Below are 14,043 nucleotides of genomic sequence, written 5' to 3' on the forward strand. Positions count from 1 at the left end.
CTAGCCAAGGGTGTGCCGGTCCGTGTCGCCCTCGCCGAGAACGACATCGCTGCCCGAGGTGTGGGCCCGTGTGTCTGCGGACCCGTTCGGGGTGTCGCCGCCCAGCAGACGGCCGGCGACCTGGCGCACCGCCTCACGGAACGCGTCTCCGCTGTAACGGGGGTCGGCGAGCGTCTCCTCGGACGTGTCCGGGAGCAGGGTGGACAGGGCGGTGGACCAGGCCCGTGAGATCTCCGGCCCCGCTGTCTCGGGCGCCGCCTGGGCGAAGTCGTCGTACGCCTGCGCCCACAGCCGTCGCGACGTGCTGCCGGCGGCCTCGGCCACGTCGTGCGTCCAGGGCTCGGGGCGTGTTATGCGTATCCGCAGCTGGTCCAGCGGCGAGAGAACCTGGAGCGGCAGCCGGTCATCACCACGCAGTTCCAGCTCGGTCGCCTGACTCGGGGAGAGGCTGATGCCGATGGCTCCCATCTCCTCCCGGGTGGTGGTCTCGCTCACAGCGGGGGCCGGGAACGTGGACGGGAGGTCCTGGTCTGTCACCTGCCGGGCGATCCACCGGCGTGCTTCGGCGTCGCCGGGAACGGACGGGGTGGCGAGGCTCGCAAGGTCGGCCGGGTTGTCCGTCTCCGCCGCACGGGTGTCCTCGGCCAGGTTCTCGGTGTCGTCGGACGCGTGTCCCGGCTCAGTGTCGGCTTGCGGGCGGCCCTCGTCCTGTGACAGCCCCCGCGGCCCGGATCCGCTGTGCGCATTCCGCAACCCGGAGGGATCCTCCACCGGAGCGGTCGACAACGGCTCCCCGAACGAGTGTTGCGCAGCCAAAGCTGTGCCGAGGCGGGCCGGGACCGCCTCCGCCCACGCGACGTCCTCGTCGAAGGTGAGCACCGGCCGCCCGGATGCGCCCTGGCGGGAATAGTCCGCCGGGGAATCGGTCCACGACACCTTGCGGCCCAGCACCTGGGCAAGCCGGTCGGCCAGGCTCCCCAGGAGGGCGGCGCGGTTCGAGGACACCAGCACCACCGGCACGGCGCGTGCCTTGGACATCTGCTCCGGGTCACGCGCTATCAGCTCGACCAGTTCGTTCATGTGGGACCGGTACGTCGTCCCGCCGAAGGACACCGACAAGAAGTCCGGGTCATCCGCGTTCGGGGCGATCCGCAGCACGTACGGTTCAGGCGCCGCGTGCTGGGCGGACGCGACCCCGGGTCCGGCCCACGGCGCGTCCTTCAGCCCGGCAGGCACGGCGAACTGACTCAGGTCCACCAGGCGCGGCAGCTTCTCACCGGTGAAGTCCCGGCCCGAACCGGTCCTGGCACCCGTTCCCGTGATCAACCCGGTGCCCGCAAAAGCCTTCTTCCGCTCAAGGACGTACGCCGCGGCCATGTCCACATCCGACATGTCCCGGCCCACCGCGAAGCCCTCAGTGAGCCAACGCAACGCGTCCGCACGAACGCGCTCCGAGGAATCATCCAGGTGCAGCCGGTCCATGAAGGCGCGCGCCCGTGCGCCCTGTGCGGCCAGTGTTTCCTCGGCCTTCACCCGCGCCCAGAACATCCGCGACAACTCGCCCGTACCGACCTCGGTTTCGGAAAGGCGCAGCAGCCTTGCCGTCCTGGAGGCGAAGTCCTTCTGCCGCCGCATCCACTTCTGGGCGGCACTCACCGCCGGCAGGTCGACGAAACCGCCCACCAGTCGTGTCCCCGGCGCCTTTTGCCACTGCCGCGCCGCGTCAGCCAGCACCCGGCGGACAGTCTCCTGATCCACTCCACCGGCAGACTCCGGGTGCGCCATGATCACCCGCTCCAGCAGGTCCAGTGTGAACCAGCCGGCCCCGGCGAAGTCCGGATCACCACTCCACATCCGGTCCACATCCGCCGCGCCACGCAGCAGACCATCGAACCCGGACTCCCTGTCCACCGGGCGCTTGAACAACTGGCGCAACGCCTCCACCAGAACCAGCGTCCTGACCCGCTCCTCATCCGAGATCCGCTGGCCCTCAGCGAATCCCGCAACAGCCACAAGCCGATCCAGCTCCCCACCCGACGGATCGGGCCACACCACATCAATAGCACCACGCCGACCCCGCGCATCCGTTTGTACCGCGCGTGTGTACCGCCCCTTTTCCTCCGTCCCCATGGATTGGGAGCCGTAAGACATGCGCACGGGACGGTCCAAGCCATTGGCAAAGTGGTGTGCCGGCGACCGCTGGCGCAACCGATCAGCCACAAAAACGCCGGGGAAGCCGTACCACCAGTGACCCACGCTCGGCACGGCGGCGTCTTCGGGGGACCCGGCGAAACAAGCGACAAGATCGATCCAGTCTTTCCCGGCCAGACTCCTCCGCCTCTTGAGGTAGCCGACAGCTCCCTGCGGACGGACACCACGAACACTGCCGTCCTTCATCGGAAATCCGAACCCATTGGGACCGCCATGCAGGCCGAACACGTACGCGGTGTGTGCCGGCCCCGGTTGCGGCATCGGCTCCGGAGCCGAAGATGCACCCGTGGCCACGTCCTGGTGCACGAACGTCGTCATATCCAGCCGGTGCCACCGATGCTCCTCCTTCGCCCATTCGGCGGTTGAGAACAGGGCACGGCCGGCCTGCGCGCCGGAATCGCCGACAACAGGCCACGTGACCACGTCACGATGCCAGTCGTCGGTCGCGTCATCCGGGTCCGACACCAGCCCAGGACCCGTAAGGAACCAGTCCCCCTGCGGCTGCCCTGCACGCTGGACGACAGTGATGACCCCGTCTCCGTCAAGCTCCACCTCGCCGCTGTGCGCCCACACCGGCATCCCCGTGCGGTCAAAGAGCTTACGCGGCAGATCGAGGTATCCACTTGCAGCGAAAGAGACCACCAGCACCACCCCGGTGGTGCTGGGGACGCCCTTTCGAGCCACGTCCGCCGCGATCAGCTCCACCAACTCGTCCTGGGGCACCGCAAGGCCCGAACGGCCCGGAGCAGTCACCCGCACCGCATCCGGTCGCCCCGCTTGGCCTCCGTCCACGACATACGGCGTCTCAGATCCCCGCCAAGGAGCAGTCCGGTTACCACCGATCCTGGAGCGGCTGCCCTTTTTGTCCACCCTCACGACTCGGGTGAAGCCCGGGTTCAGCAGCACCGATCGCGGCGACCAGTGCAGACCCGGAACACTGCGGCGCTCGACGGTGAAGTCCGGCCTGCCGTGCGCGTCGACACCCCGCTGCACGTGATTGACGGTGAAACCCGGGTTTCCGCCCGCTTCAAGCACACCCAGCGTCACAAGGTGGAACGCCCCCAGAGCCGCCAGGCTCCTCGCCGAATCCGCCTGCACCGCCCCGCCCACCAGGTCCAGCAACTCCTTACGCAGGCTCTCCCCGACCGGGGCAGCGGAGTCCAGGTGCAGCACCCTGCGGGCGAGTCCGTCCACGTCCAGCGGTCCATCACGCAGCTCCGGCTCACGGCTCCGCAGAACATCCAGCGTCCGCAACGCCGACACGTGTTCCGGCGGCAACACCGCGCCCGCAGCCTCCCCGGGCCTCGACACGGGCGCCACAGACACCACGACCGGCGCGCCACTACCGCCCCGCACGACAACGCGATCCACCGGCTCCAGCGCGTCCTGCATGACCACATCGGCATCGACATCGGCCATCATCTCGGACATCGGCCTGCGGTCGGAGAGCACGGAGCCGAGGCCGGTGTCGGTGGGCTCGGTGGGCTCGGTGGGCTCGGTGGAGAGACCGGCCGGCCGGAGCGTGATGTCCAGTCCGACTCCGGCGAGTTGCTGCGTAGCCTCGGCCAACGTCCGTTCGGCCTTGGCGAGTCGGGTGCGTGCCACCGTCAACCGGGTGTTAGCAGAGGAGCCTTCGCCCGAGCCGTCGGACAACACCGCGTCGGCGAGGGCCGCCGTCGCCTCGGCGTGCCGGGCGCGCGCGGCACCGTAGGCCGCCTGTGCGTCCGCAGGCGTGAGATCCGCCGCCGGCACGGGCTCGTCCGCCCGCGCCTTGCCCTTGCCGTCGTCCTGCGGCCCGCCGGCGAGCGGTGCCAGATGCGGCCGGAGCATGTCCAAGGCGTGCTCGTGGGGGAACTTGCCGCCGTTGGCCACGGAGCGCAGCTCCGCCTCTGTCAGGGGTGCCAGGCGCAGGTACCGGCTCCAGTCGTCGATGTAGTCCAGCGCGGGATCGTGTCCGGGCAGGTTCCGCAGGAACAACTGGGCCCCGCGCATCGTCTCGTGGAAGGTGTGATGCCGTACTGACAGCATCGAGCCCATGACCGCCAGACGGATCAGTCCGAGGTCCAGGTCCGAGTTCCACTCTTGATTCATCCGCTCAGCAGTGGCCAGGAAGCGGTACATGCTGCCGGAGGTGCCTGTCAGGACCAGGCCGCCGGTAGTCCGGGAACGTGTCTTGAGGATGCTGCCTTCTCGCATCGCGTGAAGGCTCGCCCCGGACACCCACGGCAGCACGTCGTCCTGATTGATGAATTTCCGCTCTGTCTCGCTGAGCGGCGGCCAGACGTCCGCCGCGCGGGCGCCCATCTGCTTGACGATGACCGCTTCGCGAAGCCAGCGCTTCTTGTCGGCCTTGGCCACTCTCTGCATATTTGCTTTCGCAAGGAATTCTTCCGCGCGCTTTGAGGGCTCGGCCAGAACCCGCTCATCCCGCTCCTCGTTCAACTCCACCGGATTGATGAGCTCACCACCCAGCAGGTCGGCCATCAGGTACGTGGTGATACCCCGAAAGACAAAGGTTTCCAGTTCTCGGGAGTTGCCCTCGCGAACTACTGCTTCCAGGGCGGTGCGGGACGTGCCGACCGCGCCGGGAACCTTGGCATCGGTGGTGCCGAACTTGCGCAGCTGTTTGTCGTCGAGTCCGCGCTCATGAGCGGCTTGCCAGGCTGCCCGAGCCATCTTGCGCAGCTCGGCCGTGGCCGCCTCGTGATCGGACAGATATCGGGCGAGGTCCTGTTCGAAGCGTTCCGCTTCTTGGAGATAACGCGCCTGCGCGACCTGCACCGGCAGGGCGTCGCCCGGGGCGCCGCCGCGCGCCTGACGGGTACGCCGCGTGCCGTAGTCGTGCGCCAGCCGCAGCGACAGCTCCTCTGCGGCCCGCGCACCGCGCGTGCCGAAGGTGTACGCCACCATCGACACGAAGTCGCTGCGCAGCCGCTGCCGCCCGTGGTCGACGACGGTCGGCTCCACCTCGAGCGGTATGTGGTGATCTGCCGACACCCTCGCCAGCGCCCACTCGTTGACCCGTCGGCTCTCATCGACCGCCAGATCCGTCAGATGGCCGATCGCCCGCTCATGCAGCTCCTGGTCCCCCGGTGTGAGAGTGAGCCGCCCGGCGACGCCCGAACGTGTCGCCGGATTCGCCGGGCCCCGCCCGGTCTCGCCGCCCGGCGCCGTGCTGCGCCTGCGCACCGTCGCGGACGGGGTGGACACGTCACCGTCGGCGAGCTTCTGTAGCCTCTCACCGCCGGTGACCGGACGGCCCACCAGGCGAGTGGGTTCCGGGCGCGGGCCGCCGACCAGGTACCTGATGATCTGCTTGACGTCCTCCTCGTGGAAGCCCCTGTTCCTCGGGTCCTTGTAGGGCTTCTCGGCGCCGCGCTCGTTGTTCTTGCCGAGGACCCACGCGGGGTGCTTGAAGGCCGTCTCCAGGTTCTTGAGTTCGTCCGCCTTGAGCGGGTCGGACTGCTTCTTGCCGTACTCCTCCTTCACCTTCTTCTCCCACACGGCCCGCGCTTCGACGGCGATCTGACCGGAGAGGGTGGTCGGCCGGACGATGGTGATGCGTTCGTAGCCCGTCTTCACGGCGGACTTGGAGTTGGGGTTGTCGGCGTGCCACTTGGCCATCCGATTGCCGCCGATGCTGCCCGGCTCCTCCAAGTACCTGACCTGGTGGCCGGAGAGGGCCATCGCTTCGAGGTTGCCGCTGCGGAAGCCGAGGTGCTTGAGCTCGCCGCCGCTCTGGCGGTTCAGGTACTCGTACAACCGCATCTGGCCGATGCGGGTGTCACCGCCCCAAGTGGCCACGCCCTCCCGGTCGTTCCAGAAGTCGGTGAGGTCGTGGACGGCGAGGCCGTTGTTCCGGTGCTTGGCCGTGAGGGCCGGATAGTGGTCGGGGCGCTGGGGGTTGACCTTGGCGTCGCCCGCGATGACGACGAGCGGTCCGGACGGGTCGTCCTTGGTGCGCTCGTGGATGCCGGTGAGGAGCTGATCCATGCCGGTGTAGCTGGTGTCGTGCTCGACATGGATGTCGCCGCGCTTGCCGCTGAAGCGGGACCACAGGACGATCACCTTGCGCCCGGGTTCCACGGTGATGCCCCGGCCGGCGAGCCAGGCGGCGACCTTCGCCCGGTCCTCCGGCGGGAAGCCGACGTCGTCCAGGCGCCAGCCCTCGCGGATCCTGTCCCGCAGCGCATGGCTGAAGTGGTTGCCGATCCAGGTGGTTCCGGTGCCCAACGAGACGCTGAGGGCGCTCAACTTGTTCTTGCTGAGCTTGTCGAAGTCCTGGGCGCCCTTGTTGATCTCCCGCACGATCTCCTCGGACCGCTTCTTCGCGGTCCTGTCGTGCGGGCCCTGCTGGAAGTGGATGCGCTCGGGCGCGATGCCGCTGGACCGGTAGAACTCGGCGATCTCCGGGCCCTTGTCCCGGGAGTCCGTGCCGGGTGCGGCGCTGTCCACCAGGACGTGCAGGTTCGGGTCGCCGTGCAGGGCGGCGGCGATGCCGAACTGGTCGCCGGTGGCGTAGCCGGGGTGGGTGAGGACGGTCTTGTAGACGGGACCCGAGGGCGAGGAAGACGACTCTGTGGCGAGCTCTCCCGCCCTTCCGCCGTTGCCGCCCTTGCCGCCGTGCGGATGGTTCGAAGGCTTTTCCTTGTCCTTGGCACCCCCGCCGCCGCTGCCCCCGCCGAGCAGCGCGTCCACGGTCCTGGCGCTCAGGGTGCGCAGCCGGTCCAGGATGTGGTCCTCGATGCCGAGGCCGCCCCGGCCGCGCAGGAGGGAGACCAGCTCCTCCGCACGGTCGCTGCTGGCGGTAGCCGGCCGCACGAAGGACTCCGCCGCGGGTGCCTCCCCGGCAGGGGCGGGGGAGTTCTCGATCGCCGAGTAGTGGTCGGTGCCGTTGTAGTGGAGGTAGACCGGCCGTCCCGCGCCGGAGTTGACGGGCGTGTCCCAGGTGGTGCCGTCCCGGCGCTGTACGAGGGTGAGGTTCAGGTCGAGCGCGTGGGCGACCTCGGTGGGCGCGTAGTCGAAGAACGGCGTCGTCCACAGGTCGGTGCTGCGGATGGAGTCGGTGATCAGGTCGCCGAGCCGGCGGCCCCGGAAGTCAGCCAGTTGGGGGCTCTGTTCCGCCCACCGCCCGTACCGCGTCTCCAGCAGCCGGTTCCAGAGCCGTTCGGCCCGCTCGGGGTCGTCGCCGGTCAGCGCGTCCCGGAGCTGGGCGCGCATCGCGATGGCCTGCTGTACCTCGATCAGCCGCTTGCGCTCGTCACGTGGCACGCTGCGTACGTCCGGCTGGTATCCCGGCAGCAGGGCGCGGACCGTGGCCTGGTTCAGGTCCGCGAGGACGGCCCGGTCGGCGGGGTCGGCGAGCCGCCGCAGTTCCGCGCCGTAGAGGCTGTCGCGCAGCCGGTCTTCGACGACCTGGTTCTGCTCGCGGGACAGGCGGGGCGGTGGCGTGCCCAGGACCTGCGAGAGCGTGTTCGCGTCGAGGTCCTGCACCAGCACGTCCAGCGCGTCCCGCCGGTTCAGCTCCTGGTACCGCTCGGACCCGTGGAACCTGTCCGCGGCGTGCTGCCGCAGCTGCGGGACGTCCATCGCGGTCAGCGCAGAGTCGTGGCCCTGGTGGTGCAGACCGACGAGGAGAGAGACGAAGAAACAGTCACCGTCACCGACGACGCCCAGCACACGGAGGTCTTCGTCATGCCCGGGGAAGGGGACGGTCTGAGTGACGGGGCGCTGTTGGGAGGCGGTCGGGGAGGGGGTGACCGTGGCTGCGGCGACAGGGGTGGGTACGGGCGAGTGGGTTCCGGTCATCGGCGAGGGCGCCGGGGCGTGGGAGGCGGTCGCCGTCACCGGAGTCGGGTCGGTCTCCCGGGCGCCGCTCACTGACCGGGACACCCTTGCGAGGTATCCCTGCTCCACCATGCGCTTCGACACCCGTGCGGAAGTCTTCGTCTCGATCGTGAAATCCGCGGCAACCAGCCGCAGCTCGCCCACCGAGGCATCCTTTTGGAGGTTGTCCAGTGCACGACCGAGCGCCTGCCGGAGCAAGTCGGCCACGGACGTGGCACGCCGAAGACCCTGACGGGACCCGGGGTCGGCGCCGGCTGCATAGCCCGTGATCACCAGCGACGGCAACGCCCGGCCTTCGCGCCAGTTGCGCAGTCCGGCCTCGGCCGTCTCGGAGGCCAGCCGCTGAACACCGGCCGCACCCTCCGGAGACGGCACGTCCGCCCCGGGCGCGAACGCCACAAGGCTGTCCGACGACGCGCGAACCCCCGCCTCGGCCACCGGAGCGACAGGCGCCGTCCCCGCACGAGCGGCCACCGGGGAGGCAGCCCGCGGAGGGGAGGCGGAAGCCCCGGGCACCGCACTCCGGGTGGCCCCGCCCGGGACCCGCGCATCAGCCACATCCTGACCAGCGGAGCGAGGCAGCGGAGCCGAGGAAGGAAGCGGACTCATCACCATCTTGACGGGCGCCACGGGGCGCGCTACCCGCCACGTGACCGGCGGGGGCGGCGGGCCCGTCCAGTGCGCCCCCGGTCCCGCGAAGCGGATCGCAGCCCGGGAACCGATCGTGCCGGAAAGATCAGCTGTGTAGTCGTTCCACCACACGACACGGCCCAGCCGCTGGGCGAGCGTACCGGCCATGTCCTCGGCCCGGCCGGTTCTCCCCGAGAACACCAGCACTACAGGAACTGTCAGGTCCTCGCGCATCAGCTCTGGGTCCCAGGCCATCAACTCGGGCAAGTCGTCCCTGTGCGCGACCCGCGGCAGGCCATTGAAGGTCATGTCCAGGGAGTCGAGAAGGTACGCGTGTGGAGTGACTCGCAGCAGGTACCCCGTATCACCCCACGGGGCGGCCTCCGTTCCGTCCGGCGTGATGAACTGCGTCATGTCCACCACTGAGGGCACTCCCTCACCGGTGAAGTCCCGGCCCGCACCCTGCCCACTTCCCACCCGCGTGGTCAGCGCCGTATCGGCGAACGCTCCGGACAGCTCCAGCGTGTAGGCACCCGCCACATTCACATCGGACATCTCCCGGCCCACCGCGAACCCCCGGGTGAGCTTGTCCAACGCGTCCTCTCGGTCGTCATCCGCAACCGGCGAGGGCCGCTCATGGAGGACTCGGGCCACGAAATCGTTCACATCCCGTCCCGGGGCGGCCAATGTCTCCTCGGCCTTGACCCGCGCCCAGAACATCCGCGACCGCTCGGCCACGCCCACGTTCGCCTCGGGCATGTCCAGAACGTAGCTCGCCTCTACGGTGAGGATCTCGCGCTTCGTCCACTCCACGGCGTCATCCACCCGCGGCAGCTGCACGAACGACGTCAGCGGAGCACCAGGGTGGCTCACCCAGTGCGCCGTCGCGGCTGTCAGGACCCGCCGGGCGACCCTCTGGTTCACGCCCGAGGCGGCCTCCGGATGCGCCGCGATCACCCGCTGCAGCAGATCCAGGGTGAACCAGCCGGCATCACCGGAGAATGCCTGGGCACTCCACATCCGGTCGACGTCCGCCACACCACGCAGCAGATCGTCGTAATCGGACGCGTCGTCCACGTACGGTCCGAACACCAGCCGCAAAGCCTCCACCAGGGGCAGCGTCCGGGCACGCTCCTCGTCCGTGACCTGAGCACCCGCGGCGAACCCCGCGACCCTCACCCGCCGGTCGAATTCCGCCCCCTCCGGATGCGGCCGCACCAGATCGAACCGCCCGAGCCGCCCCTGCAGATCCGTTGTGACATAGCGCGCGGGCCGCCCGCCGGCACCCCGCGTCGTGCCTTGACTGAAGGTGGACATCCGCACCCACCGCTGCGTGGGGGTGGCCACGTGGTGCGCCGCCGAGAAGTTACGAAGCGGGTCCGCGTTGAAGGCGTTGGGGAAACCTCTCAGCCCGGCCTCCTTCCGAACCGGCACGGAACTGTCCTCGGACGACCCGCTGTGACAGACCACCATGTCGATCCAGTAGTCCTTCGGCAGACTCGTCAGACTCTTACGGCGTTTGAGCCACCCTCCGTTCTGCCGCGGAACGATTTCCAGGGTCCCACCGTCGTGGGTATCCATGACAAGCCTGCCGGGTGCACCGTGCATGTCCAGCCGGTGGGCCTTGCTCTCCGGCCCCGGACGCGGCAGCTCCGTCTCACCGAAGAACTCGCCGCTGCCTGGGTGGTAGTGCAAGAAGGTCGACATCTGGTCGAAGTGACGTATGTCGTCCGCGATTTTCGCCATGAAGGCGTAATTGTGATAGGCACGGCCGATCTGCCGGTGGGTGACAGCGCTGACGATGGGATGCGTGAACACCTCGCTTTCCCAGGCGGCAGGCGCGTCCTCCGGATCAGGCGCCAGACCGGGCGTCGTGGCGAACCATTCGCCTTGCGGCTGCCCGGCGTGACGGAGGACGTCGATACTCCGCTCCGCACCCGGGGCGACAGGGTTCTCAAGGATCACCACGTCGCCGGTGTGCGCCCACACCGTCAGACCCGTACGATCCGACAGCTTGCGCGTCAACTCGGCGTAGCCAGCCCCGGCATACGCAATCGCCAGCACGATTTCCGTGTTCCGCGTGAGCACTCGTCCAGAGCTCTGCGTGTGCAGGCGAGCGATGTCCGCCGCGACGAGCTCCACGGCCTCGTCGAAACTCACCTCGACCTCAGAGCCGTTCGGCTGCCGCACTATCAGGGAATCACGGGTGATGGTACCTCGGGCACTCAGGACATAAGGATCTGCCGCCCAGCGCGCCCGCACCCGCCCGAGGTAGCTGAGGCCGCCGGCCGCATACGTTTCGAGGATGCGATTGTGCGCGGTGTCCAGGTCACCGGTGGCCGACGCCCAGTTGAGGCCCAGGACGGGGCGGCCCCGCTCGGTGAAGCGCCGGGCCCGGCCCGACACGATCACGTCCAGGTCATTCATCAGCCTGAACGCGCTCAACGACGCCAGACTCGTCGCCATCCCCGCCTGCTCCGCCTTGTTCACCAACGCGAAGAACGCTGCACGCTCCTGCGGCCAGAGCGATTCCGTGCGATGCAGCACCCTGCGGGCGACGGCATCCACGTCCAGAGCCTTGCCACGCCATTCCCTCTCACGCCCCCGCAGCACATCCAGCGTCTGGAGCGCGGCGGCCTCCGGCGGCAGCGAGACAGCGATCACCGCCTGCCGGCCCAGCTCCGGCCGCGACAGGCCCGCGAGGTCGCCCCGGCCCACCAGATCACGCGGTGCCTTCGGCGCGCCCTGCTCCACGACCGTGAAGTCCGCAGCCGTCAGGCGTGCTTCTCCCGCGCGAACCCGCTGTTGAAGGCTGTCCAACGCACGACCGAGCGCCGACCGGAACAGCGCACCCGCGGACCGGGCACGCCGCCTGCCCATCTTGACGTGACCGGTGAGGGTCAGCAGGTTCGGCCCGGAGACGTCGGCCCCATAGCCGGTGATGTCGATGCGCGGCAACGCCACGTCTTCCGACCTGTTGCGCAGTCCGGCCTCGGCCACCTCGAACGCCAGCCGTTCGATGTCCGACGTGTTGTCTTCGGACGCCACGTCGCTCTCGGGGGCGAATCTCACGAGGCTGTGCGACGGCAGCGCCGGCAGCGCACGGACTCCGGCGGCGGCCACCGGAGCGGTGAACACCGACCCGGACGTCTGCGGAACCGACGCTGAAGGCATCCGCACCGTCGCGTCCGCGCGGGAATCCACCGAGGGCACCGTGCCGGCGGACACGACCTCGACACCCCGCGCCGCTGCGGACCCGTCCTCGGACAGTGCCTGCACGACGGCGGTACGCGGCGCGAACGAACCTCGCTGCCCGGCTCCTCCGGCCCGGACCAACGCATCGGCTCTGCTCCGCCCTATGGAGCGGGGCAGCGGCGCCGGCAACGGACGGGGATTCTTCACGTCCTCGTCGTACCCGGGGGGTGTTCTGTGCCACTCCCCGACGGTGTGGGCACGCACGGAAGCGAACGTGAGCACGGCCCGGGATCCGGCCCGTCCGGAGAGATCAGCCGGCGAGACGTTCCAGTGCACGGTACGGCCTGTCAGCGCGGCGAGTTCTGCGGCCAGGTCGGTGGCGAAGGACAGCTCGGGCGTCTCCGAGAACACCAGCACCACATCAGCGCTCAGTGGCTGGCGCATCAGCTCCGGGTCACTGGCCACCAGCGCGGCCAGGTCGTCCCTGTGCGACCGGTATCTGCCCCCACCGAAGTGCAGCGGCAATTGTTGGCCATAGCTCGCTTCGGGGGTGACCCGCAGCAGGTACGGCGCAGCCTTGTCCGCCTCCCACGGCACGTCCAGCTCACCCGCGGCCGTGATGACCTTCGTCAGGTCCACCACTCGCCGCGTGAGCAGGTCGTCCGTGAAGTCCCGGCCGGCGCCGTCCCCACCGTCCGACGACGTAACCAACGAGGTGTCGGTGAATGCTCCGCCCAGCTCCAGCGTGTAGGCAGCCGCCACCTTCACGTCTGACATCTCCCGGCCCACCGCGAACCCCCGGGTGAGCTCGTACAACGCGTTCTCGCGTTCCTCCTGCGAGGTCGGCCCGGGCCACGGTCGGTGGAGGACCCGGTTGATGTACCTGTGCACGCGTGGTCCTTGCGAGGCCAACGTCTCCTCGGCCTTGACCCTCGCCCAGAACATCCGCGACCGCTCGGGCACACCCACATCGCTCTGGCGCAGGTTCAAAACGGCACTGGCCTCGGCATCGAGATCGTTGGCCTGCATCCACTCGACGGCGGCGTCCACCGCCGGCAGCCAGATAAAGGTGTCGATCCGTGGGGAGCCGGGGTACGTCGCCCAGTGCTCCGCCGCCGCGGCCAGAACCCGCCGGGCGACCCTCTGGTTCACGCCCCACGTGGCCTCCGGACGCGCCGCGATCACCCGCTGCAGCAGATCCAGGGTGAACCAGCCAGCATCATCGAAGGTCCCGTCAGTACTCCACATCTGGTCCACGGCCGCCACACCGCGCAGCAGATCGTCGTAATCGGACGCGTCGTCCACGTACGGTCCGAACACCAGCCGCAAAGCCTCCACCAGGGGCAGCGTCCGGGCACGCTCCTCGTCCGAGACCTGAGCACCCGCGGCGAACCCCGCGACCCTCACCCGCCGGTCGAGTTCCGCGCCCTCCGGATGCGGCCGCCTCAGATCGAACCGCCCGAGCCGCCCCTGCACGTCCGTATAGACCGAGCGTATGTGCCGCCCGTCGAAATCCAGGTGCGTGCTTTGAGAAGTGGTGGACATCCGCACCCAACGACCCGTTGGGTTGGAAACGTGCTGCGACATCGAGAACTGACGCAGCGGGTCCGCGACGAAGGCGTGGCGGAAACCATCCCCCCCGGCGTCCTTCAGAACGGGCACGGAACTGTCCGCGGGCGACCCGCTGAAACAGACCACCATGTCGATCCAGTGGTCCTTCGGCAGACTCGTCAGACTCTTACGGCGCCTGAGCCAGCCGCCGGCCTCGCTGGGACCGACCGCCCGATAGCTGCCGTCGCGCATGTACAGGGAAAGCGCACCGGGCACGCCGTGCAGGTCCAGCCGGTAGGCCTTGCTCTCCGGCCCCGGACGCGGCAGCTCCGTCTCACCGAACGTGACATTGGCGGCCTTGTTGCGGTGTAGGTACGTCCTAATTTGGTCGAGATGACGCTGGTCGTCCTCAATGAACCTTTGCTGGACCACGTCGTGCGAGCTGCGACCGATCTGCAGGCCGGTGGTGCTGCTCACGATGGGTTGTGTCCACACCTCATGGTGCCAGGCGGGCGGATCGTCATCCGGATCAGGAGCCAGGCCTGGGGTGCTTGCGAGCCAGTCGCCCTCAAACATCGTGGGGCGGGAGACGACTTCGACGGTCCGCCG

1 protein-coding gene (cut by a window edge) is annotated in these 14,043 nt (G+C 69.1%); it reads right to left on the reverse strand.

The genetic code is table 11. The annotated features are described in order from the left end of the window. On the reverse strand, positions 1-14,043 hold the end of the coding sequence (locus tag M2163_RS02625) for a lonely Cys domain-containing protein (protein WP_280892991.1). It continues 26,538 nt past the right edge of the window; the window shows 14,043 of its 40,581 coding nt (coding positions 26,539-40,581); its start codon lies beyond the right edge, outside the window; the stop codon is at positions 1-3.

It is taken from the genome of Streptomyces sp. SAI-135, from assembly GCF_029893805.1.
Classification (GTDB): domain Bacteria; phylum Actinomycetota; class Actinomycetes; order Streptomycetales; family Streptomycetaceae; genus Streptomyces.